The sequence below is a fragment of the Klebsiella sp. M041 genome (assembly GCF_059759695.1).
The window spans coordinates 59,109-85,570 of the sequence record NZ_JCAXWU010000017.1; the positions used below are offsets into that span (position 1 = coordinate 59,109).

Here is a 26,462-nt window from a genome sequence, read left to right on the forward strand (position 1 = left end):
TTCCTTATATTTTAATGCCTACCGCTGCTTATGCGCTCTTTCATTTTCACCATAAAAATATTCTTATCTTTCAGTCACATCCATGTGATCTTACCTTCCAATGATTAAACCGTCATCGCATTATCGCGCAGCGGCTCAGTTTTCGTCTTACCCGCTAACGTAAACGCCGATATTAAAGTGACGGTGAGGGCAATACCGCCGAGGATCATATAGGTCTCCTGGAAACCAATCCGATCATACATATTCCCGGCGAAGGCGGAGAGGAAGATCGCCGCCACCTGCTTGGCGAACTGGAAGCCCACCAGGTAAATGGTCGCCGACAGCCGGACGTCAAACACGCCGGTAATATATTTAAAGGCGCCCACCAGCAGGAACGGCACCTCCAGCGCATGGAGCATTTTCAGCGCCACCACTTCCGCGGCGGTGGTGGCGAAGGAAGAGCCAATCATTCTTGCCGCCATCACCATCCCGGCAATCAGCAAGGTATTCTTCGCCCCGATGCGGTTAATAATCCACGGCGAGCTGAACATAATGATGGCGTTACAAATTTCTCCCGCGGTGGTGGCGAAACCAAAGGCACGGGTGCCTGCTTCCGGGGTCGCGAAGAACGATTTGAAGAAGGTGGCGAACTGCTGATCGAAAACGTCATACACGCAGGCCACGCCGATGACGTACAGAATAAACATCCACATCTTCCGCTGGCGGAACATGCGCACCCCCGTTTTTAAATCGATCGCCGGGCGATTGGCGCCGAGCGAGTCCATTACCTGCGCGGACTGACTGGCCTGCGGTTTAGCGATAGCCACCAGCACCACCAGCAGCAGCGCGGCGGCCGAGCCCATCCAGAACACCCACTCTGGGTTAACGCTGAACAGCATCCCCGCCGTGGTGGCGCACAGCGCCCAGCCCAGGCAACCAAAGGTGCGCGCCTTGCCGTATTCAAACCCGCTGTTGCGGCTTACCCGTTCGATATAGGCCTCCATCGCGCCGGCGCCGGCGGAGAACACAAAGCCAATGTAAGCGCCGCCGCTCAGCGCCCCGAGCCAGATATTGGTTTTCAGCAGCGGAGCGAAAACATAGAGGAAGAAGGGAGCAATCAGCACCAGCAGAACGGTCACGATCCACATCAGGTGTTTTTTCAGCCCCAGCTTGTCAGAGATCACCCCGAGGATCGGCTGGAAACAGATGGCGAACAGCGACAGGCTGGAGAAAACGAGGCCGGTTTCGGTTTTATTCAGGCCGATGACGTCCGACAGCCAGATCGGCAGAAACGGAAAGCAGGTGGCCATGATGAAGAAGTAGAGAAAGAAGAACAGCCCGAAAATCCAGAAGTTGGGGTTGTTTTTGTGGGTACAGACGGTCGGGTTCATTATATTTTCCTCAAGAAGGGCCGCGGCGCGGCCCGGTACCATCACACGCGTTGCAGGCCAATCAGAATGGCGCTTTCCGGGTCGAGGATGGGCAGCGCCAACCCCGCCTGCTGTAGCCACTCACCGCTTACGGTCTGCGGCGTCGTCATCCATGCCGGCAGCTTCCGCATGGTGTGGCCGCCCTCGCCGGTGATCTGTATGTTCGGATGATCGAGGAGCGTCACCTGATAGCGGGCGCTCGCCTCCAGCCCCGCCAGGCGCAGCGGCGCCATCAGGGTGTAGTCCGGCATCGCCAGCTGGCTGACGAGGAAAATCGCCTGCGCTTTATCCGGGCTGACGACGCCATGGGCAAGGGTGGTGGCGTCCGGCATATCCATCCGCCACTGCACGCCGTGATGGATCACGTCGCGCCACTGCTTATGCAGGGCTGCGTATTTCCGGTACCCGGCGCGTTCTTCTTCATCGGCGCTCACCGGATCCAGCTCAAGCCCCATATGACCGAACAGCGCCGTCAGGCCGCGGAAGGCGATACTGTGCTGGCGGAAGGTGGCATGACAGTGGCGATTACCGATGTGCGCGCCCATCACCTCCGGCGGGAAGAAGTAGCTCATGCCGCGCTGGATGGTATTGCGTTCAAGGGCGTCATTGTTGTCAGAAGCCCAGAAGCGATGGCTGCGCTTGAGGACTTCATAATCGATACGACCGCCGCCGGAGGAGCAGGATTCAAATTCAATATGCGGGAAGCGGGCCACCAGCGTATCGAGCAGGCGATAGAACTGGCGGGTTTGCGCATCGGCGGCAGCTTTACCGTTATGCCCCGGCTGCACCAGCTCGCGGTTCATATCCCACTTCACGTAGTCCACCGCGTGCTCGCCCAGCAGCCAGCTCATCCGCTCCAGCAGATAATCAAAGGCTTCCGGAATATTCAGGTTCAGGACAAACTGATGACGCCCGGGAAGCGGCGTATAGCCCGGCAGCGCCAGCACCCAATCAGGGTGTGCCCGAAACAGATCAGAATCCGGGTTAATCATCTCAGGCTCCACCCAGATGCCGAACTCCATCCCCAGCGACTTCACGTGGTCGATAACCGGCGTCAGGCCGTGGGGATATTTGTCCTCATCGAGATACCAGTCGCCGAGCGCCGCCCAGTCGTCGTTGCGTCCTTTAAACCAGCCGTCGTCAATGATAAAACGCTCCACGCCCAGCGCCGCTGCTTCATCCGCCATGCGCATGATGTAGTCCGGATCGTGGTCGAAATAGATCCCCTCCCAGGTGTTGAGATGCACCGGGCGCGGCTTGTTGCCCGGGAAGCGAATAATCCGTTCGCGCAGATAACGATGGAACTGCTGGCTCATACCGTTCAGCCCGTTCGCCGAGTAGCTGGCATACAGGTACGGCGTCCATAAGGTTTCCCCTTCCGCCAGCGCCATTTCGCCAGGCAGATAGAGCGCCTCGGCCTGCAGATAGCGGCGGCCATCGGTTTTCACCTCCGCCCGCAGGCGATGGTTGCCGCTCCAGCCCAGATGCACGCCCCAGACTTCACCCTGCATCTCGCTAAAGGCGTGGCTGCCGGTGATCAGGGCCGGGAAATGTTCGTGAGAGGTACGCCCGCGGCGGTTCTCCAGCACAAAGCTGTCGTGCTCCAGGGTCAGGCGATGAGGCTGAAACTCGCGGATCCAGCGGCCGTGGAAAGCCATTACCTCGCGAGCGCGTTCGGCGATCGGCAGCGTGACCGCCAGGCGCTCCACCTGCCATGGGCTGGCGCGCAGATTGGTCACGCCATGGCGCACGCTCAGCACGCCGCTGCTATCAAGCTGGATTTCACTGCACAACCGCAGGCCGGCCTGCGGGTCTTCGCTGACCAGGGTCAGCGTCTGGCCCTCGTGCCGCACTTCGCTGGTGGCGAAAATCGGCGAGGCATCCAGCCCCTGGCGATGGCCTTCAATGCCCGGAGCGCCAAACAGACCATGGCCCAGCTCCGCCATTAAGGTGACCGGGGAATCGACGTCGAGGCGGCCATTGGCGACCGGCCGCGTCAGGCTGTCGGCATCCTGCGGCGAAAAGTGGCTTAAATGCGGCCCCCAGTAGATAATTTCGGCGAAAGGGTGGGTTTTGATCACCACGTCAGCCGCTGCGCTTTGCAGGCGTATAATCGAATCAGACATTAGACATCTCCACTTCAAGGAATGCCTTACTGTTGATCCGAAACGTTTCGGACACCAACCAAAACGTTTCGGATCCGTGATCGAGTTCAGGAAATTAATCTGTGGAGAGCGGTATCAGGCGGTTTCGCCGGGGATGAATTCGGGCTGCCAGAGCACCTGGAGCGAGGCCAGATCCTCGCCGGCGATTAAGCGGCGGACCATCGTGGCTATCTGGCGGCCCACCCCCTGTCGGGTGGACTGAACCACTGCGCCTACCGGGGTGTCGATGATGCTGTCCTGCGGCAAACCGTCGTAGACCACCAGTGAGACGCGATCGGCGCCGGTAAGACGCCCGAGCTGAGCCAGGGCCATCGCCGCGCCGTCGCCATGGGTGTTGCAGTCGGTGACAATCGCCGTTGGCGGTTCAGGCAAGCGCAGCAGCTCCATCGTTGCCTGAAACCCGCCGCGGCGGGTGGGCGGCACGCTGCGCAGCCAGGTTTCCGCCAGGCCCGCTTCGCGCAGGGCTTCCAGGTAACCGTTGCGCCGTTGGGTAATAAACGCCTGATTATTATTTTCACTCAGCAGCGCGATGCGCCGATGCCCCTGGCTAATCAGATGGCGGGTGGCGCGGTAGGTACCCGCCTGGTTATCGAAATCAAACCAGGCGTAGGGCTGCGGCAGGCGGCTACGGCCCAGCGCGAGGAAAGGAAAGCCGGAAGAGAGCAGCTGAATCAGGCGCGGGTCGTCGTCCAGGGTATGCGCGACGATCAGCGCATCGACGCGACGGCTCTGCACCATGCGCATATACCCGTGCTTATCGGCCTGTTCATCATCGGCGATCAGCAGTAAATCAATCTCATAGCGCGCCAGTTCGTGGCTGATTTCTCCCACCATTTCGAGAAAGACGTTGTTATTCAGCGGCGCGGGACGTACCGGGAACACGAGGCCAACGGCGTCGATTTTGCCCATTTTCAGGCGACGCGCGAACGTGTTTGGCCGATATCCGCGACGCTGCGCTTCAGCCTCGACGCGAGCACGGGTCTCCTGCGACACATCATCATAGCCGTTTAACGCGCGGCTGACGGTCGTAACCGAGATCCCAAGTTCTTTAGCAATGGCTTTCAGCGACATAGGTATGCCTGTCTTCGCGGAAGAATGCGGCTAGTGTCCCGCAATACGGCTATGGCGTCCAGCGAGAGCGCGACGCCCGCCGGTGCGATGTCAGTTTTGCTCAGCGATCAGCAGCGCCTGCGTATCCGGCTCCAGGGCCTGAAACACATGCTCCTGATCCGCCGGGTAGCAGATATAGTCGCCCTCGCCGAGCTCTTCCGGCGCCGACGTCAATCCTACCCGCGCCCGCCCCTGAGTGACGATAATATGTTCCACTGACCCTGGCGGATGCGGATGCGAAATGCGGTCGGCGCCGGGCTGGGTGAGCAGCAAATAGATGTCCCTACGCGCGCCGGGCGGGCAGGCGGCCAGCAAAATAGCCTGATAGTTCGCCTGCTCCGCCACCACTTTTGTCCCCTCGCCGCGGCGGATCACCTGCGTTTTGTTCACCTGCGGCTCAAGCAGCCGGGCAAATGGAATATCCAGCGCCACGCAGAGCGACCACAGCGTTTCCAGACTAGGATTACCGTTGCCGGACTCCAGTTGCGATAGCGTGGATTTGGCGATACCCGCCCGACGCGCGACTTCCGCCAGCGAAAGCCCGGTCCGCGCCCGCTCCCGCACCAGACTTTTGGCGATAACGCTGATTGGCTGTGTCATACCCGCCCCTTTGTTTTTTATATCGAACGATTCGTTCGCCTTGAAAAACGATTATTATGTGTTCATTATAATGGAAATTCGTTCGATATGGCTAAGTGATATGAAACAAACTCTCTCCAGTCTCAGCGGAGACACGATAAAAGCGATTGCTTTAGTTTGCCTCGCCGTCGGGGTGGTGGGCATGTCCTATGGGTCGCTGGCGGTGGCTTACGGCTTCCCCTTATGGGTGCCGCTCGTGCTTTCGGTGTCCGTGCTGGCGGGCGCCTCTGAATTTATGTTTATCGGCATTGTCGCCAGCGGCGGTAGCCCACTGGCCGCCGCCGCCGCTGGCCTGTTAGTCAACGCGCGTCATATCCCTTTCGGGGTGACCGTGCGCGAACTGGTGGGTCAGCGCGCCTTAAGCTTTATCGGGTGCCACATTATGAACGACGAGAGCGTGGTCTTTGGCTTGTCGCAGCCCACCCCCGCGCAGCGCAAAGCGGCCTACTGGCTGTGCGGCGCCGGCGTGGCGCTGATCTGGCCTTTGGGTACGCTCACCGGCGCGGCCGTCGGCAAACTGCTGCCGGCGCCGGAGACCATCGGGCTCGATGCGGTCTTCCCGGCAATCCTGCTGGCGCTGGTGATCCCGGCCTTTAAAAACCGTACCACGCTGATCCGCGCCGCCAGCGGCGCCGCGCTGGCGCTTGCCGCCGTGCCGTTTGCGCCTACCGGGCTGCCGGTGCTGCTCTCGCTGTTTGGTTTACTGTCGAGGAAAAAATAATGGGCAATATGACGCTGTTTATCGCCGGTATCGCCATCCTGTCGCTGGGAACCTATCTGATGCGTCTTGGCGGCGCGAAGCTTGGTAATCGGCTGGCCTTTTCCGAGCGCTCGCAGGCGCTGCTTTCCGATGCGGCGACGGTGCTGCTTTTTTCCGTCGCCCTGGCCACCACTTTCTATGACGGCGCGCATTTCGCCGGCATGGCGCGCGTTCTGGGCGTTGCCATCGCGGTGTTCCTCGCCTGGCGCAAGGTGCCGCTGATCGGCGTAATTATCGCCGCGGCGGTGGTGACGGCGCTGCTGCGGCTGGCGGGTATGCCCTAGGACGGGTATGCGAAATTCGCCAGGCCGGTGCGTTGTCCGCTAATTGTGCCTTCAAGCCAGTGAATAACCGGCGTTATCTCCAGCGGGCGCCGCTGGTCTATCGTCAGAAGGGGCCCTAAAGACATGGGCTGCGCACGCCCGGCCAGCTGGGCCAGCTCCGGCAGATACTCTTCGCCGGGGTGGCCCGGCGACCGCGTCGCCAGCCGCGAGGCATAGCGCGCGACCGCCAGCTCGGGGGTGATATGGTTCCAGATCTCAATCACCTGCTCCACGCCCGCCTGCTGCAGCAATTTTTGCAAGGTCTCCCGGGGCTGGAAGCCGAACCAGGCGTCGATCAACCAGACCATGCTGGCAGGCGATGCGCCGACAATCGACCAGATCACCTCATACGCCGCACAGCCCAGTTGGCGATTCATTGGCCGGTCGACCGGGGCCAGACGCGCCATAAACGGCTCTTTGATGCCGTCGATCGTCAATACCGGCAGGCTGAAGGTCTCCGCCAGCAAACGGGTGATGGTACTCTTCCCCGAAGCCGGAATGCCGTTGATTAAAATAGCCGTTTTGCAGACTGGGGTCAGATGTCTGTTCATAGTAATGCGACAACCTCCTCCCGGCTGCGGGCCATCCGCAGTTTGGCCATCGTGTCATTGTTATCCAGCAGCGCGACGATGGAGCGGATCCCCTCCTCGATATGCGCATTGCTATCCCGGGCGCCAAACATAATGACAATGTCGGCCTTTTCACTGTCTGCAAAGGGAATCGGCTTTTCCAACAGCACCAGGCTAAAGCAGTTGCGTCTGACGCCGCACTCGGGTCGGGCATGGGGGATAGCAATACCTTCATCGAAAACGTAATAGGCGCCATGGTTCAGGGTATTGTCGATCACCGCTTGGCTATATTCGGTCGAAATAAAGCCTTTTGCCTCCAGCGGGCGGGCAGCCAGCTTTATTACCCGCTGCCAGTCGGACTCCACAACGCCAACCTGAATGGCATCGGCCTCAATAAGCAGTTCTTTTATGGTCATTCTGTATTCCTAAATATTGCGGCGAATAATATTGCGTAAATTATCAATCTGCAGAAACAGCGTATCGATATCCTGCCGGTGGGTGGTGCTTTTGGCATATATGGATAGCGCCCGGTTGTAAGTCAGCATCAATGTTTTTTGCACCTCGCTATTGCCAGGCTGGCGCTGTAGTTCGCCTTCCAGCCTGACAATCTCCTCCGCCAACTGACGGGACTGTTGATCATAATCCTGCAGCGGGGTTTGCTCTTTTTTCCACAACGTTTTCAATGATTCAAACATAGCAAGTTCCCTCCCTGGCGGAAGACAGGGCAACGAAATTGAGAGTGACGGAGAAAACGTTATTTAAATAACGCCATTTTTTCCATTAAGACATCAGTGACAGCCTGGTTGGCGGGAATTAAGAATTTCCGTACGCTGTCATTCACTTTCCCTTTCTCAAACGTCGTTTTACAGCGGTCAACCCACTGCACGTTCATTTCCGTCCCGACGTTCACTTTATTAATCCCTTCGGTGACGGCCAGCCGCATATCCTCGTCGCTGACGCCGGTACCGCCATGCAGCACCAGCGGCACGCCGGTCGCCGCGCTAATCTGTTTCAGCCGCTGGTGCTGTATCTGCGCTTTACCGGTGTAGAGGCCATGCACAGTGCCCACCGAGACGGCCAGCATATCGACCTGGGTCTCCTCCACAAAGCGTTTTGCGTCTTCGACGGTGGTAAAACAGATATCTTCCGCCGCCACCGCTTTTCCATCCTCTGACCCGCCGATCGCCCCCAGTTCGCCTTCTACCGTAATATTGCGCGGGCGGGCCATTTCCACCACTATTCGCGTATTACCGATATTTTCCTCAAGGCTTAAATGTGAGCCGTCGTACATCACCGACGAAAAGCCCGCGTTCATTGCCGTCTCGATGGCCTTAATATCTGAGCAGTGGTCAAGATGCAGACAGGTTGGAATATTTTCACTGTCCGCTAATGAACGCACGGCGTCGACCAGCAAACGATAGCCGAGGTACTCCGCGGTCCCGGTTGAAATTTGGATCATTAACGGGCTGTGGCTGTTTTGCGCGGCTTTGAAAAATGCCGGTAGCATCTCAATACAGTGCAAGTTAAACGAGCCAATCGCTTTAAAATTTCTCTCTTGGGCGATTTTTAAAATCTCATTGAAATTATACAGACTCATGAACATTTTCCCCTTTCGGCTTAGCGGATTTCCCGTTGACAAACCATGCCAGTGCGGCGACAAACACAATAAATAAGGCGACAAAGAGCCAGTTATTCTGGAAGGCGTGGCCTAATACCAGACCCGAGCTGATGACGTCAGAGTCGCTGAAGGTGACGCCCGTAAAGCCGTAACTCTCCAGCATGGGCACCAGAATGGCCGGCAGAAACGTGATAAACAGACCGTGAATAACCCCGCCGATCATCGCCCCGCGGCGTCCGCCCAGCGCGTTGCCAAATACCCCTGCCGTGCCGCCGGCGAAAAAGTTGGTTAACAGCCCGGGGAGGATCATCGCCAGACCGAACATTGGGAAGACCAGCATGCCGATAATCGAGCCGACGGTCGTCGCCAGAAATCCGACAATCACCGCATTCGGCGCATAAGGAAACAGTACCGGGCAATCGAGAGCCGGCTTCGCATCCGGAACAATACGCATCGCGATACCGCGAAAGGCCGGCACCAGCTCATTGAGCAATAAACGCACGCCGCTATAGAGGACAAAAACCCCGGCGACAAACTGAATGGACTGCATAAAGGCATACATCAGGTAGTTAATCCCGCCGGAGAACTGCGCGATGTACTGCGGGCCCGCCGCGATAGCCGGGATGAGATACATCGGCACCATCACCACCGCCATGGCCAGATAGGTATCCTGCAGAAACTTAAAGTTATCAGGCAGCTCGAGATCTTCCGTGGAGCGGGAACCTTTGCCGACGACCTTCGCGACGGCGGCCTGCACCAGATAACCGATGGTACAGAAGTGCCCCAGGGCTACGTCGTCAGACCCGGTTATGCGCCTGACCACCGGCTGCGCCAGGGCCGGCATTAACACCGCCATCACGCCGCCGAAGATGCCCCCGGTTAAAATCAGCGGTACGCCGGTGAGCCCGGATTTATAGCCAATCACGGCGCCGATCGTCGCCATCCACAGCAGCGCCTGACCGGTCAGGAAAATATATTTTAGCGGCGTCAGACGGGCGATAATTATATTGACGGCAAAGATCACCAGCAGCGTCAGCGCCACTTCCGAACCTAATTCCCGATTCGCTAACCCGGCGATGGCGGCCACATCGGTAATGTAGCCCTTCATGCCAAACCCCTGGGTGAAGATATCGTTGAGGAAGGTTAGCGTGGCGACAATGATGTTGATCCCGGCCATCATAATTAAGAAGCCGAGCAGCGTTTTAAACGTCCCTTCCGCGGTTTTACCCGGGGATTTCTTTTGCAGGATCAGGCCAAGCATGGCAATAAAAGCAATAAGAATAGATGCCTGACCAAGTAAATCCTTAACGATAAACGCAACGAAGCTATTCATAATCAGCCACCTTCAGATGACGTTCTTTTAAGAATGCGACGATTTTGGTTTCAATTTCCTCTTTATCCGTAAGTTTATTGAGCACCACGACGCGTTTAATTTCCTCTTCAGTGGCATCGGCGGTTAAGATGTCGGCAAAGGTTTTTTGCGTCAAAATCATATCCGATTTAAAGGCTCCGGCTTCGGATACGGTGGTGTGTTCAATATGAGCGGGAATTTCCAGCTTTTTTAAAACTGCCTTCGCCGTCATTTCAATGGCAAAGCTTGAACCGAGGCCGCAGCCACATACGCATAAAATTTTCAGCATGGAGGGTCTCCTCAAATAATATTGAGTTGCTTGGCAAGTTTATAATGATGTCCTTCAGTATCGACCAGACGTTTTTTCATACTGACTAAATCAATCGGAATAGGTTTATTACTGGAATTAATTATTATGGCTTTATTTTTCATACCTGACTGAATACAGCGAACCACCTCACTGGCCATAATGGTGCCCTGATAAATCTCTTCACAGGTCGGTTCACCGCTGCGTAAGCCATAGCCGACAATCGTTTTACGGATACGGACGCCAATTTGCGGTTCCAGCTGTTTGATCATGGTATCAATCGCTCCCTGAAAGCCGGGAGAGTACTCTTTGGTGTAGCCTTCTGAGCAGAGGATAACGACGCTGTTCTGCATGCTCAGCTTCCGGGTAATCCGTTCCGCAAGCATGGCCAGCGGCATCTGCGCCTCCGGGATCAGGGCAATATCCGCATTGCATTTAATGGCGGACTGTAACGTTAGTTCTCCACAATAACCTCCTAATATCTCAACCATAAAAACCCGCCCCGGCAGCGCTCTTCCGGTATTTCTTAAACGGGAGACTTCTTTAATAATCTGCTCGCAGGCCGTGGAAAAACCAATCGTATAATCACTGCCATACACATCATTATCGATAGTCATTCCCACGCCAAAGCAATTAATATCAAATTCACTTAGGGTATTGAGAAACTGCAGGCTGCCATCCCCCCCGGCCATAATAAGCACATCAATACGCAACGATTTAAGTTTTTTAGCAATCATTTCATATTCGCTGCGCTGCAGTTTGCGACTGGTGCGTCCGGAGGTAATGATCGGCACAGCGGTAATAGAGAAATCAACCAGATCGCGCCACGCGATATCCTGATGATTTTTCTCCAGCAGGCCAGGAATACCGCCATTAAACAGGGTGATCTCGGCATCAGCCTGCCTGGCAATCTGGAATATAAAATTATTCATTCCCGAAACATCCCCGCCGCTAATAACGATGCCAATTTTCATGACGCTTCCTCGCTCATTTGCCTGACGACATTTTTCCCTGACTGCAAGACTTCTATTTGCAATGGAGATCACATAATGCGTATTAAATTAGGTCCGTGAATAGTTGACAGGAGTGATATCACGCTTATTTTTGTGATAAACATCTCATTAAAAGAGAGTGATCTTCATCGCTTTCTGGTTTTAATATCTTTATATTTCATAGCGTTAAAACATCGAGATATTCAGCATTGAAGATGTTTCATTTGCGGTAATAATGGGGATTTAAGAAAAGAACGGAAACGTGAGTACTGCCACATTTTTTTCGCGGCGGTGGGAAATAGTGGCTGTTTTTTGCCAAAGCGGAAACAAAAAAAGCGCCCTGAGGCGCTCTTTCGACAGTAACGTTACGCTTATTTGTTCAGTTCCGCAGTCATATGCACGCGGTTGCCGGTAAACGCTTCGGTAATTTTGTAAGACGAAGCGCCTGCTGCCTGGGCCTGTGCGGCGATTTTCGCTTCCGCGCCGTCCATCGTTGTCGCGGTAGCGGTGACGGTTTCAGCAGCGAAGGAAGCAAAAGAGGCGGCCATAGCGATTACTGCGACAAAAGTTTTGATGCTTTTCATGAGATAAACCCTTTCATTTAGTTGTTTAGATAAGGCGTTGTGCCTTGATGTGTTAAATAGTAGCCCGCACATCACCAAACAAAAAGCGGAAGGATTTGCTGTCATTGTTCAAATTTACTGATCAACTTTTAACCCGCATTCAAACGCTGCGGGTGGGTGTAGATCGTCGCCCTGCCCGGCTTGCAAAAGCCCACCAGCGTCAGGTTGCAGCGCTCGGCGACTTCCACCGCTAAGGTAGTAGCTGCTGATACCGCGAACAGGATCTCGACGCCGCACATCGCGGCTTTCTGCACCATTTCATAGCTGGCGCGGCTGGATACCAGCGCGGCGCCAGGCAGCCAGCCCTCGCCGATTTCCGCCCGCCGGCCGAGCAGTTTATCCAGCGCCACATGCCGGCCGACGTCTTCAAAACCGCCCGCCAGTTCGCCCGTCGACCGGACCCAGGCGGCCGCGTGGGTGCAGCCGGTGAGTCGGCCGATCGGTTGAAAGTCGTTAAGATGCGCCAGAGCCTGGTCGAGGTTGGCGAGATCGAACGTCTGGGTGAACGGCAGCGGCTGGACCGGCTTACCAATATCATTGAGCTGCTCGACGCCGCATACCCCGCAGCCGGTGCGCCCGGCCAGCGCGCGTCGCCGGGCTTTGAGCCCCATAAAACGCCGGCTGGAGAGTTCAATCTGCACCTCAAGGCCGTTGCACATCGACACCACGTCCATGCCGAAAATCTCCCGCCGATGCTCAATAATCCCTTCGGATAAGGAGAAGCCGACGGCGAATTGCTCGAGGTCTTTCGGCGTGGCCATCATCACTACGTGGGAGATACCGTTGTAGACCAGCGCGACGGGGACCTCTTCCGCTAACTCATCTGGCTGAGGGTGTTGCAGATCCTCGCGCTTCCAGAGGGAGACCCGGCGATATCCTGTGATGTTCGTCACATTTTCGATTTGTTCGAGAGGCTTCTTGTTCACTTTGCTTTAACCGTATTGGAACAGGCATACACACAATGTGGTATTCTGTTTTTATCCCTTCAGGAATGAGGGAAATATGCCCTAATTCTGAACCTTTGCGGCCTTCACCGCAAAGCAAATAACTACATGTGACAATGTCGAAACAAGGAGCGAACCATGCAGGTCAGCAGAAGGCAGTTCTTTAAGATCTGCGCTGGCGGTATGGCGGGAACCACGGCAGCAGCGCTGGGCTTTGCCCCGGCAACTGCGCTCGCGGAGACACGGCAGTACAAATTGCTGCGCACACGCGAAACCCGTAACACCTGCACATACTGTTCTGTCGGCTGTGGGCTGTTGATGTATAGCCTCGGCGACGGCGCAAAAAACGCCAAAGCATCCATTTTCCATATCGAAGGCGATCCGGATCATCCGGTTAACCGTGGTGCGCTCTGTCCGAAAGGGGCCGGTCTGGTGGACTTTATCCATTCTGAAAGCCGCCTGAAATTCCCGCAATATCGCGCGCCAGGCTCCGATAAATGGCAGCAAATCAGCTGGGACGAAGCGTTCGATCGCATCGCGAAGCTGATGAAAGAGGACCGCGACGCCAACTTTATCGCGCAAAACGACGCCGGCACCACCGTCAACCGCTGGTTGACCACCGGGATGCTGTGCGCCTCCGCTTCCAGTAACGAAACCGGCTATTTAACGCAAAAATTTACCCGCGCCCTCGGGATGCTGGCGGTGGATAACCAGGCGCGTGTCTGACACGGACCAACGGTAGCAAGTCTTGCTCCAACATTTGGTCGCGGTGCGATGACCAACCACTGGGTGGATATTAAGAACGCCAACCTGATCGTGGTGATGGGCGGTAACGCCGCTGAAGCGCATCCGGTGGGATTCCGCTGGGCGATGGAAGCCAAAATCCATAACGGTGCCAAACTCATCGTTATCGATCCGCGCTTCACGCGTACAGCGTCAGTGGCTGATTTCTATACCCCGATTCGTTCCGGTACCGACATTACCTTCCTGTCGGGCGTGATCCTGTACCTGCTGAATAACGAAAAATTCAACCGCGAATACACCGAAGCCTACACCAACGCCAGCCTGATCGTGCGTGAGGACTACAGCTTCGACGACGGGCTGTTCAGCGGCTATAACGCCGAAAAACGCCAGTACGACAAAACCAGCTGGAACTATGAGCTGGACGAAAACGGCTTCGCCAAACGCGATACCACGCTGCAACATCCGCGCTGCGTCTGGAACCTGCTGAAGCAGCACGTTTCCCGTTATACCCCGGATGTGGTCGAAAACATCTGCGGTACGCCGAAGGCCGACTTCCTCAAAGTCTGTGAATACATTGCCGAAACCAGCGCGCCGGATAAAACCGCGTCGTTCCTGTACGCTCTCGGCTGGACCCAGCACTCCATCGGCGCGCAGAACATCCGCACCATGGCGATGATCCAGCTGCTGCTCGGCAACATGGGGATGGCAGGCGGCGGCGTCAACGCCCTGCGCGGCCACTCCAATATCCAGGGTCTGACCGACCTCGGCCTGCTCTCTACCAGCCTGCCGGGCTACATGTCGCTGCCTAACGAAAAACAGGCCGACCTGCAGACCTACCTGACGGCTAACACGCCGAAGCCGCTGCTGAAAGACCAGGTCAACTACTGGGGCAACTATCCGAAGTTCTTCGTCTCCATGATGAAAGCCTTCTTCGGCGATAAAGCGACAGCAGAAAACAGCTGGGGCTTTGACTGGCTGCCGAAATGGGATAAGAGCTACGACGTTCTGCAGTACTTCGAGATGATGAATCAGGGCAAAGTGAATGGCTATATTTGCCAGGGCTTTAACCCGGTCGCCTCGTTCCCGAACAAAAACAAGGTCGTCGCTTCCCTGTCGAAGCTGAAGTTCCTCGTGACCATCGACCCGCTCAATACCGAAACGTCCACCTTCTGGCAAAACCACGGTGAGTCGAACGATGTTGACCCGTCGACAATCCAGACCGAAGTGTTCCGTCTGCCGTCCACCTGCTTCGCCGAAGAGAACGGGTCTATCGTCAACTCCGGCCGCTGGCTGCAGTGGCACTGGAAAGGTGCGGACGCCCCGGGGATCGCTGTCACCGATGGCGAAATCCTCGCCGGTATCTTCACTCGCCTGCGTAAGATGTATGCCGAAGAGGGTGGCCCGGCGCCAGAGCCAGTGCTCAACATGACGTGGAATTACTCCACACCGCATGAGCCGGCGTCGGAAGAAGTGGCGATGGAAAGCAACGGTAAAGCGCTGGCGGATATTACCGACCCGGCGACCGGCGCGGTGATCGTCAAGAAAGGGCAGCAGCTGAGCTCCTTCGCACAGCTACGCGACGACGGCACGACCTCCAGCGGCTGCTGGATCTTCGCCGGAAGCTGGACGCCGGAAGGCAACCAGATGGCGCGCCGCGATAACGCCGATCCGTCCGGTCTGGGCAATACGCTGGGCTGGGCCTGGGCATGGCCGCTCAACCGCCGCATCCTGTATAACCGCGCCTCCGCGGACCCACAGGGTAAACCGTGGGATCCTAAACGTCAGTTGCTGAAGTGGGACGGCGCGAAATGGGGCGGCGTGGATATTCCGGACTACAGCGCCGCCGCGCCTGGCAGCGACGTCGGTCCGTTTATCATGCAGCCGGAAGGGATGGGCCGTCTGTTCGCTATCGATAAGATGGCGGAAGGACCGTTCCCGGAACACTACGAGCCGTTTGAAACGCCGCTCGGGACTAACCCGCTGCACCCGAACGTGGTCTCTAACCCGGCCGCTCGCGTCTTCAAAGGCGATCTCGAGCAGATGGGCAAAGCGGAGAAATTCCCGTACGTCGGCACCACTTACCGCCTGACCGAACACTTCCACTACTGGACCAAGCACGCGCTGCTTAACGCCATCGCGCAGCCGGAGCAGTTTGTGGAGATCGGTGAAAAACTGGCGAATAAGCTTGGTATCAGCCATGGCGATACCGTCAAGGTCTCCTCCAACCGCGGCTACATCAAGGCCAAGGCGGTGGTGACCAAACGTATTCGCACGCTGAAAGTAGACGGTAAGGATATCGATACCATCGGCATTCCTATTCACTGGGGCTATGAGGGCGTGGCGAAAAAAGGCTTTATTGCCAATACCCTGACGCCGTTCGTCGGTGATGCGAACACGCAGACGCCGGAGTTCAAAGCTTTCCTCGTGAACGTGGAAAAGGTGTAACGGAGACGACTTATGGCTTATCAATCGCAAGATATTATTCGTCGTTCCGCGACTAACGGTTTCACCCCCGCGCCTCAGGCGCGGGACCACCAGCAGGAGGTGGCGAAGCTTATCGACGTCACCACCTGTATCGGCTGCAAAGCCTGTCAGGTGGCCTGCTCCGAATGGAACGATATTCGTGATGAAGTCGGTCACAACGTCGGGGTGTATGACAACCCGGCGGACCTGACCGCCAAGTCATGGACGGTAATGCGCTTCTCGGAAGTGGAGCAAAACGACAAGCTGGAATGGCTCATCCGCAAAGATGGCTGCATGCACTGCGCCGATCCGGGCTGCCTGAAGGCCTGCCCGTCAGAAGGCGCGATCATTCAGTACGCCAACGGCATCGTCGATTTCCAGTCCGAGCAGTGCATCGGCTGCGGTTACTGTATCGCCGGCTGTCCTTTCGATGTGCCGCGTCTGAACCCGGAAGACAACCGCGTCTACAAATGTACCCTGTGCGTAGACCGCGTCACCGTCGGCCAGGAACCGGCCTGCGTGAAAACCTGCCCAACCGGCGCCATCCACTTTGGCTCCAAAGAGGATATGAAAACGCTGGCCGGCGAGCGCGTGGCTGAGCTGAAAACCCGCGGTTACGACAATGCGGGCCTGTACGATCCGGCCGGCGTCGGCGGCACCCACGTCATGTACGTGCTGCACCATGCCGACAAGCCGAATCTGTACCACGGCCTGCCGGAAAACCCGGAGATCAGCCAGACCGTCAAGTTCTGGAAAGGCATCTGGAAACCGCTGGCGGCCGTCGGCTTCGCCGCGACCTTCGCAGCCAGTATCTTCCACTACGTCGGCGTCGGTCCGAACCGCGCGGAAGAGGAAGAGGACAACCTGCATGAAGAGAAAGACGAGGTGCGCAAATGAAACGACGTGACACCATCGTGCGCTACACGGCGCCGGAACGCATCAACCACTGGGTCACCGCCTTCTGCTTCATCCTGGCGGCGGTAAGCGGGTTAGGCTTTTTCTTCCCGTCCTTTAACTGGCTGATGCATATCCTCGGCACGCCGCAGCTGGCGCGAATTCTCCACCCATTCGTCGGGGTGGTGATGTTCGCGTCGTTCATCATCATGTTTTTCCGTTACTGGCACCACAACCTAATCAATCGGGATGATATCTTTTGGGCGAAGAATATTCGTAAGATCGTCGTCAACGAGGAGGTAGGCGATACCGGGCGCTATAACTTCGGCCAGAAATGCGTATTCTGGGCGGCGATTATCTTCCTGGTACTGCTGCTGGTGAGCGGTGTGATCATCTGGCGTCCGTATTTTGCGCCGGCTTTCTCAATCCCGGTGATCCGATTTGCGCTGATGCTGCATTCATTTGCCGCAGTGGCGTTAATTGTGGTTATCATGGTGCATATCTACGCCGCCCTCTGGGTGAAAGGCACCATTACCGCGATGGTGGAAGGCTGGGTCACCAGTACGTGGGCGAAGAAACATCACCCGCGCTGGTACCGAGAGGTCCGCCAGAAACAGGAAAAGTCATCTGAATGAGTATTCGCATAATCCCGCAAGACGAGCTGGGTTCGAGCGAGAAACGCACGGCGGAAGCCATTCCGCCGCTACTGTTCCCCAGACTGAAAAATTTGTATAACCGCCGCGCTGAACGCCTGCGCGAGCTGGCCGCCAACAACCCGCTGGGCGATTATCTGCGCTTTGCCGCGCTGATCGCCCATGCCCAGGAAGTGGTGCTGTACGACCATCCGCTGCAGATGGATCTCACCGCCCGCATTAAAGCGGCCAGCGAACAGGGCAAGCCGCCGCTGGATATCCACGTCCTGCCGCGCGACAAACACTGGCATAAGCTGCTGCACTCGCTGATTGCCGAGCTGAAGCCGGAGATGAGCGGCCCGGCGCTGGCGGTGATTGAGAATCTGGAAAAAGCCTCTGAGCAGGAGCTGGAGCAGATGGCCAGCGCGCTGTTTGCTTCCGACTTCGCCTCGGTCAGCAGCGATAAAGCGCCGTTCATCTGGGCCGCGCTGTCGCTCTACTGGGCGCAGATGGCCAGTCTGATCCCAGGGAAAGCGCGCGCCGAATACGGCGAACAGCGCCAGTTCTGCCCGGTGTGCGGCTCGATGCCGGTCTCCAGCATCGTGCAGATCGGTACCACCCAGGGGCTGCGCTATCTGCACTGCAATCTGTGCGAAACCGAGTGGCACGTGGTACGCGTCAAATGTAGCAATTGCGAACAGAGCCGCGATCTGCACTACTGGTCACTGGACAACGAGCAGGCTGCGGTGAAAGCTGAAAGCTGTGGCGACTGCGGAACCTACCTGAAGATTATGTATCAGGAGAAGGATCCGAAAGTCGAAGCCGTCGCCGACGATTTGGCATCCCTGGTGCTCGACGCCCGCATGGAGCAGGAAGGCTTCGCCAGAAGCTCAATAAACCCGTTCATGTTCCCCGGCGAAGGGGAGTAAGTTCTCATCAAACCGGGAAGCACTTGCGACCCGGTCTTTCAATGCGCTTCTATAAAGCTCATCTTGCTACGCCATTGGCTTACAGTAATCGAATCAGGCTCGTACAGCTACCAGTCACACATTACAAGTGCCAAACCGCAGTATCCAGCACCTCGGCCGGCGTACACGCATTTTTGCGAGCCGCTTTCCAGAACGTAAAGGCGATCTCATCAAGTCTGTCTTTTCGCCATAATCCAGGCTATAACACTGGATATTAAAACAGTATAAGGAACTTCACATGGCGCTGGAAAAAGGGATTGCTTCGCTGGTTGAGGCGTTTATTGCGGCAGAGCGTCCGTCATCACGCGATCAATATATTGATGATCGGAGAGCCGGCTATATCGCCAGCGCGGTGCTCGCCGGGGAGATGGAAACCAGAGTGCGGGTGGAGGATATCACGCTGGAGGGGATGAACTTCCGCATCGTTTCACCGCCCACCGCCAGCGGCTTGTTGCCGACACTTATCTACTACCACGGCGGCTGTTTTGTCAGCGGCGGCTTTGCCACCCACGACAATCAGCTCCGTCAGCTAGCCTGGTTCAGCGGCTGCCGGGTGATCGCCGTGCAGTACCGCCTGGCGCCGGAGCATACCTTTCCGGCAGCGCACGATGACGCAGAACAAGGTGTCATGATTATCCACCGACACGCGGAGCAGCTTGGCGTTGACGCATCACGCATCACCCTGGCTGGCGACAGCGCCGGCGGGCACCTCGCTCTGGTAACGGCCCTGCGCCTGAAAGCGAATACGGCGTGGCAACCCGCGCAACTGATTCTGATTTATCCCATGCTTGACCCCACCGCCAGCATGGCGAGCTACGTCAGCAACGGCGCTGACTATGTGATTACCCGGGACACGCTGCTGAGCGGCTATGAAATGTACCTCGCCTCGACGCCGGCGAACCATCCGGATGCCAGTCCGCTCTGGCGCGACGATTTTCACGGTCTGCCGCCGGTGCATATTCTGACGGCGGAGTTCGATCCTTTACGCGACGAGGGCGAAGCGCTGCATCGAAGGCTGATGGCGCAAGGGGTGGAGAGTTCCTGTCAGCGCTATCTGGGGGTGATCCACGGCTTCTTTCAGCTGGGGGGGATCAGCCGCGCCGCGCGAGAGGCCATGCGGGATATCGCCTGGCGCGTAGCATCGCCAGGACGATAACCGCCCGGGGCTACTCTTCCTCGTTGCCGCCCTCTTCGTAAGAGCCAAAGGGCTTCGCCGGCAGCACGATGTAGATCCCCTCGAATACGGCGCCCTGTTTATCGTCGCCAAAAAGCTCCACCTGCATTTGCACGCGGGCTTTACGCCCACGCGCCAGACGGTCAAGATCGCCGCTCAGCGAACCGAGGTCGGCAATGGCGCTGGGGCGGCCGCTAATGGGCTGACTGTAGCGGATGTGCGCATCCGCCAGAATGATGGTGCCCCCCAGGTGCCGCTCGCGCAGCATCAGCCAGATAAGCCCCCATCCGGTTAAGGTGGCGAGAGAGAACAAGCTGCCGGCAAACAGCGTGTGGTGCGGATTCTGATTCCCCGCTTCCGGCATGGTAGTAATAAATTTCTGCCCGGTGTACTGCTGAATGCGCACGCCCATCTTTTCACTCAGCGGGATATGCTGATACCACGCCTGCTGTAGCTGCGCGCACCAGTCGCCGCGGTGGAGAATATCGTCCAGCGACGCGACCGGTTTAATCATCAGGAAATGACGGATCGGCGTGGTGGTCGGGGTAGTAATCTCCCCCTGATTGACAAAGCCGAGCTTGGCGAAAAACTCTACCGCATCTTCGCGAGCGCTACAGGTGACCCGCTTAACCCCTTCCTGACGCGCGACGGACTCGAGGGTCATCGCCATCAGCGTACCCAGCCCTTTATCCTGCACCGAGGGATGAACGGCCATAAAGCGAATGGAAGCTTCATTCTCCGCATTGATATATAGCCGGCCGACGGCCACCAGGTTGCCCTCTTCATCCACCACCATCTGATGATGCGCCATCGCATCCCAGGCGTCACGTTCCGAACCCTTAGGCTGATGCAGCGGCTTACGCAGCATTTCCCAACGGAACTGATAGTAGCTCTCTAACTCTTCTGCTGTTTGCGGTACACGAAGGTGATACATAGTCGTACTCTCTTTTGTTACCCGCAGCCTGCCCGGAAGCTGGGTCATACCTGCAACCAAAAGGTCACGGGACCATCATTGACCAAAGAAACCTGCATATCCGCAGCGAATCTTCCGGTCTGGGTGTTCATTTCCTGCTGGCGACAGCGGGCGACAAAATACTCATACAGCGCCTCAGCGCGGTCCGGAGCAGCACCTTTCGAGAAGCTCGGCCGCATCCCCCGCTCGGTATCGGCCGCCAGCGTAAATTGCGAAACCACCAGCACGCTGCCGCCCGCCTGCTGAACATTCAGGTTCATTTTCCCCTCCGCATCGCTGAAGATGCGGTAGCCCAGCACGCGCTCGCAGAGGCGATTCGCTTTTTGTTCATCATCGTCTTTTTCGACCCCCAGCAGCACCAGAAGCCCCGGGCCAATTTCGCCCGTCACTTCGTCCGCCACGGTAACGCTTGCACGGGATACGCGTTGAATTAATGCAATCATGGTTGTTCTGTTTCTTCTGTTTTAAGTTTGCGGTATTCACCGAGAGTGACAGTAATTTCAGCGCCAAGCAAGACGATACACCAGGTCCAGTACACCCAGACGAACAAAATCGGCACCACCGAAATCACGCCATAAATGAGCTGATAGGACGGAAAGGTGGTGATATAGAGGGCAAACGCTTTTTTACCTGCCTCGAACAGCAGCGCCGCCACCAGCGCCCCGATCACCGCGTCGCGGTTCCGCACCTGGGTGGTGGGTACAATACTGTAGAGCAGCCAGAATGCTGCCCAGGAGAGGATCAGCGGGAAAAGGCGGAGCAGATTATCAATTACGCCGTCCAGGTCGCTTGCCCAGCGCAGCGACAGCAGATAGGAACTGATCGCCAGGCTGGCGCCCGCCAGCAGCGGACCAAGGGTCAGGATCATCCAGTAGACGGCAAAGGAGTAAACTTTGGGCCGGCTGCGCGTGCTGCGCCAGATGGTGTTTAGCGCGCTGTCGATCGAGTACATCAGCAGCAGCGAGGTCACGATCAGGCCAAAGGCGCCTACGGCGGTCATGCGGCTGGAATTGGCGACGAACTGCTCGATATATCCCTGGATCACATCCCCGGTCGCCGGAATAAAATTGGCGAAGATAAAATGGCGGATCTGCACGCTGACTTCGGAGAACATGGGGAAGGCCGCAAACAGCGCGAACACGACGGCAATCAGCGGCACCAGGGACAGTAATGACACATAGGCGAGGTTCCCCGCCAGGGTGGTCATATGGTCTTCATCAATACGCCGCCACAGCAGCTTAAGCCACGCCAGCAGCGGCCGGGTATGGTGGAGTAATTTTTGATGAACGGTTCTTAGCATAGCTGTTTCGCGAAATAGTCAGGGATGGTCTTCTTCCCGGTCACCAGAATACTGGTGATCCCCAACCGGTTAGCCCCTGCTATATTATCGACGTTATCATCAAAAAAGACCGTATCTGCGGCGGAAAAACCCTCTTCTTCCAGTACTCGCTGATAAATTTGCGCTTCAGGCTTACGCATTCCCATCTCCTGAGACAGATAGATGCGATCGGCGGCAGCGCGCACTTCCGGGTATTCATCCGGCCAGAACGTGGTGTGAAGACGATTGGTATTGGAGAGCACCACCACGCGATGGCCCTGGGCACGCAGTTTTTGCATGATCGCAATCACTTCCGGACGCAGCGCGACAAACACCGCCTGCCAGCCGTGAGCAAACTGCTCATAGCTGAGGGACATATTCATTTCATGGCACATGGCGGCGGCAAAATCTTCATCGCTGAGCTCGCCGCGCTCATGCTGATGGAAAGCCTCTCCCATGGTGAAATGCTGCTTCAGCGTCGCCAGCGGGATGCGGGTTAAATCGCTCCAGGCCCCTAATACCCGGTTGAAGTCAATGTCGACAATCACATTACCTAAATCAAAGATATAGAGCATTTTCGTCTCCTTCCGCGCCGTGGAAAATTAACTTTAGCGGGAAAGGCAGGATTTGACTATTGGCGTGTGATGCAGGAATCAAAAAAAGAAACCCCGCCGGAGAGGCGGGGTTTTACGAACAACAAGAAGAATAAATTACTCTTCTTTTGCACCGCGCATCGCGCGTTTACGGTCGTTCTCGGTCAGGTGACGTTTACGGATACGGATAGAGGTCGGAGTGACTTCTACCAGTTCGTCGTCATCGATGAACTCCAGAGCCTGCTCCAGGGTCATCTTAACCGGCGGAACCAGAACCGTGGCTTCGTCAGTACCGGACGCACGCATGTTGGTCAGTTTCTTACCGGTCAGGCAGTTTACCGTCAGGTCGTTAGAACGGCTGTGAATACCGATGATCTGGCCTTCGTAAACTTCCGCACCGTGACCGAGGAACAGCTTACCGCGATCCTGCAGACCGAACAGGGCGAACGCTACCGCTTTACCCTGACCGTTGGAGATCAGCACGCCGTTGTTACGCTGGCCCACTTCGCCCGGACGAACGTCGTCGTAGTGGCTGAAGGTGGAGTACAGCAGACCGGTACCGGAGGTCATGGTCATGAACTCTGAACGGAAGCCGATCAGACCGCGGCTTGGGATCACGTAGTCGAGACGTACGCGGCCTTTTCCGTCCGGATTCATGTTTTTCAGGTCGCCTTTACGCTCGCCCAGCGCCTGCATAACAGAACCCTGGTGCTGCTCTTCGACGTCCAGCGTCACGTTCTCGAACGGCTCTTGTTTACGGCCGTCGATTTCACGGAAGATAACTTTCGGACGGGAAACCGCCATCTCGAAACCTTCACGACGCATGTTTTCAATCAGAACGGACAGGTGCAGTTCACCACGGCCGGAAACGCGGAACGCATCAGCGTCTTCGGTTTCTTCAACGCGCAGCGCCACGTTGTGTACCAGCTCTTTGTTCAGGCGGTCCAGAATCTGGCGAGAGGTAACGAACTTACCTTCTTTACCGCAGAACGGAGAGGTGTTGACGTTGAAGAACATGGAAACGGTCGGTTCATCGACGGACAGAGCCGGCAGCGCTTCGACATTCTGCGGGTCGCAGATGGTGTCGGAGATGTTCAGCTCGCCCAGACCGGTGATCGCGATGATGTCGCCAGCTTCAGCTACGTCGCTCTCGATACGCTCAAGACCCAGGTGGGTCAGTACTTTACCGACTTTACCGTTACGGGTTTTGCCTTCGCTATCGATGATAGTGACCTGCTGGTTCGGCTTCACTTTACCGCGTTTGATGCGGCCGATGCCGATGACGCCAACGTAGTTGTTGTAGTCCAGCTGGGAGATCTGCATCTGCAGCGGACCGTCAAGGTCAACGTCCGGCGCCGGCACGCGATCGACAATCGCCTGGTACAGCGGGGTCATGTCTTCAGCCATGTCTTCGTGGTCCAGACCCGCGATACCGTTCAGCGCGGACGCGTAAACGATCGGGAAGTCCAGCTGTTCGTCGGTCGCGTCGAGGTTAACGAACAGGTCGAACACCTGATCGACAACCCAGTCCGGACGCGCGCCCGGGCGGTCAACTTTGTTGATGACCACGATCGGCTTCAGACCGTGGGCAAAAGCTTTTTTGGTCACGAAGCGCGTTTGCGGCATCGGGCCATCAAAGGCATCTACCACCAGCAGCACAGAGTCAACCATGGACATAACACGCTCAACTTCACCTCCGAAGTCGGCGTGCCCTGGGGTATCAACGATGTTGATACGGTAATCATTCCATTTGATTGCGGTGTTTTTCGCGAGGATGGTAATCCCACGCTCTTTCTCCAAATCGTTGGAGTCCATCACACGTTCTTGTGCTTCAGTACGTGCGTCGAACGTACCGGATTGCTGTAGCAGCTTGTCAACCAGGGTAGTTTTACCATGGTCAACGTGCGCGATGATGGCGATATTACGCAGATTTTCGATCACAACTTTGCCTCAGGCATTAGAAATAGCGCGTTATTGTACACGTATTAAGCGAAGGACTGAACAGGATCACAAACATCCTCCGCAAACAAGTATTGCAGAGTTTCTTTGTGACCGCTTTCACGGAGCGATAAAAGGGCACCGTAACAAAAATTGCACCAAAATGGTGCTCAATGTTCACACTGAGGCACTATTTTGGTGCATTATCTCCATCATGGTGCAGTCCTTTTGCACTATGGTGCGCATGATACAGCGTTTTATAGGGCATTTAAAAGTTGGCACAGATTTCGCTTTATATTTTTTAAGGCAACAACGCCACTTTTAAGCAGTATGAAGTTTTCGTTACCACGACGACAATGACCAATCCGGGAGAGTTTAAGTATGTCCGCTGAACACGTTTTGACGATGCTGAACGAGCACGAAGTGAAGTTTGTCGATCTGCGCTTCACCGATACCAAAGGTAAAGAACAGCACGTCACGATTCCGTCTCATCAGGTAAATGCCGAATTCTTCGAAGAAGGCAAAATGTTTGATGGCTCCTCGATTGGTGGCTGGAAAGGTATCAACGAATCTGACATGGTCCTGATGCCGGACGCTTCCACCGCGGTCATTGACCCGTTCTACGAAGAACCGACCCTGATCATCCGCTGCGATATCCTCGAGCCAGGCACCCTGCAGGGCTATGACCGTGACCCGCGCTCCATCGCGAAACGCGCTGAAGAGTACCTGCGCGCCACCGGCATCGCTGACACCGTCCTGTTTGGGCCAGAACCAGAATTCTTCCTGTTCGACGACATCCGTTTCGGCGCCTCTATCTCCGGCTCCCATGTCGCGATCGATGACATCGAAGGTGCGTGGAACTCCTCCACCAAATACGAAGGCGGTAACAAAGGTCACCGTCCGGGCGTGAAAGGGGGTTACTTCCCGGTTCCGCCAGTAGACTCTTCTCAGGATATCCGTTCCACCATGTGTATGATCATGGAAGAGATGGGCCTGGTTGTTGAAGCTCACCACCACGAAGTGGCTACCGCAGGTCAGAACGAAGTGGCAACCCGCTTCAACACCATGACCAAAAAAGCGGACGAAATTCAGATTTACAAATACGTTGTTCACAACGTCGCTCACCGCTTCGGTAAAACCGCGACCTTTATGCCGAAACCGATGTTCGGCGACAACGGTTCCGGTATGCACTGCCATATGTCTCTGGCGAAGAACGGCACCAACCTGTTCTCCGGCGACAAATACGCAGGTCTGTCTGAGCAGGCGCTGTTCTACATCGGCGGCGTAATCAAACACGCTAAAGCCATCAACGCCCTGGCGAACCCGACCACCAACTCCTACAAGCGTCTGGTCCCGGGTTACGAAGCGCCGGTTATGCTGGCTTACTCTGCCCGTAACCGCTCTGCCTCCATCCGTATTCCGGTGGTGACCTCTCCGAAAGCGCGTCGTATCGAAGTGCGCTTCCCGGACCCGGCTGCCAACCCGTACCTGTGCTTTGCGGCGCTGCTGATGGCTGGCCTTGATGGTATCAAGAACAAAATCCATCCGGGCGAAGCAATGGACAAAAACCTGTACGACCTGCCGCCGGAAGAAGCGAAAGAGATCCCGCAGGTTGCCGGTTCTCTGGAAGAAGCCCTGCAGGCCCTGGATGCTGACCGCGAGTTCCTGACAGCTGGCGGCGTATTCACTAATGACGCTATCGATGCTTACATCGCCCTGCGTCTGGAAGAGAACGACCGCGTACGCATGACTCCGCATCCGGTTGAGTTCGAACTGTACTACAGCGTCTAATTTTGCTGTAAATCCAGGGTATGTCGTGTTGTGGCGCGAGATGCCCGGGATATTTTGTTGCCGTGGAAACTTTCAGCCCATCTCAGGATGGGCTTTTTTCTCCACCAACACGCTGATCTCGCGAGCTTTTTACCGATAAAAAGCTATACTGCACTAAATTGGTG

26 protein-coding genes are annotated in these 26,462 nt (G+C 56.4%); 8 read left to right on the forward strand and 18 right to left on the reverse strand.

Annotation, left to right across the window (positions count from 1 at the left end; translation table 11 throughout):
* Positions 1-104: 104 nt before the first annotated feature.
* From AC6CWS_RS20655 to AC6CWS_RS20670, 4 genes are all read right to left on the reverse strand, one after another.
* Complete coding sequence (locus tag AC6CWS_RS20655) at positions 105-1,370, reverse strand: MFS transporter (RefSeq protein ID WP_065883497.1); 1,266 nt, start codon at positions 1,368-1,370, stop codon at positions 105-107.
* Between the two features lie 41 nt (positions 1,371-1,411).
* Positions 1,412-3,535 carry an alpha-galactosidase gene (locus AC6CWS_RS20660; RefSeq protein WP_065883478.1) on the reverse strand — a complete coding sequence of 708 codons (2,124 nt, stop codon included), beginning with the start codon at positions 3,533-3,535 and terminating at the stop codon, positions 1,412-1,414.
* Between the two features lie 114 nt (positions 3,536-3,649).
* The gene (locus tag AC6CWS_RS20665; RefSeq protein WP_032454463.1) at positions 3,650-4,645 is read right to left on the reverse strand and encodes a substrate-binding domain-containing protein; all 996 of its coding nucleotides are present in this window, start codon (positions 4,643-4,645) and stop codon (positions 3,650-3,652) included.
* 90 nt (positions 4,646-4,735) lie between these two features.
* Positions 4,736-5,284 (reverse strand): helix-turn-helix domain-containing protein, encoded by a 549-nt coding sequence (locus tag AC6CWS_RS20670; RefSeq protein ID WP_002882865.1) that lies wholly within the window; start codon positions 5,282-5,284, stop codon positions 4,736-4,738.
* Between the two features lie 100 nt (positions 5,285-5,384).
* Between AC6CWS_RS20670 and AC6CWS_RS20675 the strand changes: the two genes are divergently transcribed.
* Together AC6CWS_RS20675 and AC6CWS_RS20680 are read left to right on the forward strand one after the other, a co-directional pair.
* Positions 5,385-6,044, forward strand: coding sequence for an AzlC family ABC transporter permease (locus AC6CWS_RS20675; RefSeq protein WP_044520898.1), 660 nt, complete (start codon positions 5,385-5,387; stop codon positions 6,042-6,044).
* Positions 6,044-6,367 carry an AzlD domain-containing protein gene (locus AC6CWS_RS20680; RefSeq protein WP_065883479.1) on the forward strand — a complete coding sequence of 108 codons (324 nt, stop codon included), beginning with the start codon at positions 6,044-6,046 and terminating at the stop codon, positions 6,365-6,367. Before AC6CWS_RS20675 ends, AC6CWS_RS20680 begins: the two co-directional genes overlap by 1 nt.
* Here AC6CWS_RS20680 and AC6CWS_RS20685 read toward each other — a convergent pair.
* The 9 genes from AC6CWS_RS20685 to fdhD form a co-directional block, all read right to left on the reverse strand.
* Positions 6,364-6,957 carry a P-loop nucleotide/nucleoside kinase family protein gene (locus tag AC6CWS_RS20685; protein WP_065883480.1) on the reverse strand — a complete coding sequence of 198 codons (594 nt, stop codon included), beginning with the start codon at positions 6,955-6,957 and terminating at the stop codon, positions 6,364-6,366. The genes AC6CWS_RS20680 and AC6CWS_RS20685 overlap by 4 nt on opposite strands.
* The gene (locus AC6CWS_RS20690; protein WP_004203645.1) at positions 6,954-7,391 is read right to left on the reverse strand and encodes a PTS sugar transporter subunit IIA; all 438 of its coding nucleotides are present in this window, start codon (positions 7,389-7,391) and stop codon (positions 6,954-6,956) included. Before AC6CWS_RS20690 ends, AC6CWS_RS20685 begins: the two co-directional genes overlap by 4 nt.
* A 9-nt stretch (positions 7,392-7,400) precedes the next feature.
* Positions 7,401-7,670, reverse strand: a complete 270-nt coding sequence (locus AC6CWS_RS20695) for a hypothetical protein (protein WP_065883481.1) — start codon at positions 7,668-7,670, stop codon at positions 7,401-7,403.
* A gap of 59 nt (positions 7,671-7,729) precedes the next feature.
* Positions 7,730-8,572, reverse strand: a complete 843-nt coding sequence (locus AC6CWS_RS20700) for a class II fructose-bisphosphate aldolase (RefSeq protein WP_032429032.1) — start codon at positions 8,570-8,572, stop codon at positions 7,730-7,732.
* On the reverse strand, positions 8,559-9,926 hold the full coding sequence (locus AC6CWS_RS20705; protein ID WP_004203642.1) for a PTS sugar transporter subunit IIC: 1,368 nt from the start codon (positions 9,924-9,926) through the stop codon (positions 8,559-8,561). Before AC6CWS_RS20705 ends, AC6CWS_RS20700 begins: the two co-directional genes overlap by 14 nt.
* Positions 9,919-10,233: a PTS sugar transporter subunit IIB gene (locus tag AC6CWS_RS20710; protein WP_004203640.1), complete on the reverse strand. Its 315-nt coding sequence runs from the start codon at positions 10,231-10,233 to the stop codon at positions 9,919-9,921. The genes AC6CWS_RS20705 and AC6CWS_RS20710 overlap by 8 nt, the downstream gene beginning before the upstream one ends.
* An 11-nt stretch (positions 10,234-10,244) precedes the next feature.
* Positions 10,245-11,225, reverse strand: a complete 981-nt coding sequence (locus AC6CWS_RS20715; RefSeq protein WP_032454459.1) for a 6-phosphofructokinase — start codon at positions 11,223-11,225, stop codon at positions 10,245-10,247.
* A 389-nt stretch (positions 11,226-11,614) separates the two neighbouring features.
* Positions 11,615-11,827 (reverse strand): YdgH/BhsA/McbA-like domain containing protein, encoded by a 213-nt coding sequence (locus AC6CWS_RS20720; protein WP_023291501.1) that lies wholly within the window; start codon positions 11,825-11,827, stop codon positions 11,615-11,617.
* Between the two features lie 128 nt (positions 11,828-11,955).
* Entirely contained in the window at positions 11,956-12,792 is an 837-nt protein-coding gene (fdhD, locus tag AC6CWS_RS20725) for a formate dehydrogenase accessory sulfurtransferase FdhD (protein WP_065813264.1), read from the reverse strand.
* 156 nt (positions 12,793-12,948) lie between these two features.
* On the opposite strand from fdhD, the gene fdnG reads away from it, so the two are divergent.
* The 5 genes from fdnG to AC6CWS_RS20750 all read left to right on the forward strand — a co-directional run bounded on the left by fdnG (position 12,949) and on the right by AC6CWS_RS20750 (position 19,667).
* Positions 12,949-15,999 (forward strand): formate dehydrogenase-N subunit alpha, encoded by a 3,051-nt coding sequence (fdnG, locus tag AC6CWS_RS20730; protein ID WP_131123467.1) that lies wholly within the window; start codon positions 12,949-12,951, stop codon positions 15,997-15,999.
* A 12-nt stretch (positions 16,000-16,011) separates the two neighbouring features.
* Entirely contained in the window at positions 16,012-16,914 is a 903-nt protein-coding gene (gene fdxH, locus AC6CWS_RS20735; RefSeq protein WP_002882822.1) for a formate dehydrogenase subunit beta, read from the forward strand.
* Complete coding sequence (fdoI, locus tag AC6CWS_RS20740) at positions 16,911-17,546, forward strand: formate dehydrogenase cytochrome b556 subunit (RefSeq protein ID WP_004203632.1); 636 nt, start codon at positions 16,911-16,913, stop codon at positions 17,544-17,546. The genes fdxH and fdoI overlap by 4 nt, the downstream gene beginning before the upstream one ends.
* Positions 17,543-18,472, forward strand: coding sequence for a formate dehydrogenase accessory protein FdhE (fdhE, locus tag AC6CWS_RS20745; protein WP_004203631.1), 930 nt, complete (start codon positions 17,543-17,545; stop codon positions 18,470-18,472). Before fdoI ends, fdhE begins: the two co-directional genes overlap by 4 nt.
* Positions 18,473-18,749: 277 nt before the next feature.
* On the forward strand, positions 18,750-19,667 hold the full coding sequence (locus AC6CWS_RS20750) for an alpha/beta hydrolase (RefSeq protein ID WP_065883488.1): 918 nt from the start codon (positions 18,750-18,752) through the stop codon (positions 19,665-19,667).
* A gap of 10 nt (positions 19,668-19,677) precedes the next feature.
* Here AC6CWS_RS20750 and fabY read toward each other — a convergent pair whose 3' ends face one another.
* From fabY to typA, 5 genes are all read right to left on the reverse strand, one after another.
* Positions 19,678-20,619, reverse strand: a complete 942-nt coding sequence (gene fabY, locus AC6CWS_RS20755; RefSeq protein WP_004178031.1) for a fatty acid biosynthesis protein FabY — start codon at positions 20,617-20,619, stop codon at positions 19,678-19,680.
* Between the two features lie 44 nt (positions 20,620-20,663).
* Positions 20,664-21,101 carry a D-aminoacyl-tRNA deacylase gene (gene dtd / locus AC6CWS_RS20760; RefSeq protein ID WP_004203627.1) on the reverse strand — a complete coding sequence of 146 codons (438 nt, stop codon included), beginning with the start codon at positions 21,099-21,101 and terminating at the stop codon, positions 20,664-20,666.
* Positions 21,098-21,958, reverse strand: coding sequence for a virulence factor BrkB family protein (locus AC6CWS_RS20765; protein ID WP_004203625.1), 861 nt, complete (start codon positions 21,956-21,958; stop codon positions 21,098-21,100). Before AC6CWS_RS20765 ends, dtd begins: the two co-directional genes overlap by 4 nt.
* Entirely contained in the window at positions 21,952-22,551 is a 600-nt protein-coding gene (yihX, locus tag AC6CWS_RS20770; protein ID WP_017899838.1) for a glucose-1-phosphatase, read from the reverse strand. The genes AC6CWS_RS20765 and yihX overlap by 7 nt, the downstream gene beginning before the upstream one ends.
* Before the next feature lie 135 nt (positions 22,552-22,686).
* On the reverse strand, positions 22,687-24,510 hold the full coding sequence (typA, locus tag AC6CWS_RS20775; RefSeq protein WP_023291496.1) for a ribosome-dependent GTPase TypA: 1,824 nt from the start codon (positions 24,508-24,510) through the stop codon (positions 22,687-22,689).
* 378 nt (positions 24,511-24,888) lie between these two features.
* On the opposite strand from typA, the gene glnA reads away from it, so the two are divergent.
* Entirely contained in the window at positions 24,889-26,298 is a 1,410-nt protein-coding gene (gene glnA, locus AC6CWS_RS20780) for a glutamate--ammonia ligase (RefSeq protein WP_004203622.1), read from the forward strand.
* Positions 26,299-26,462: the final 164 nt, after the last annotated feature.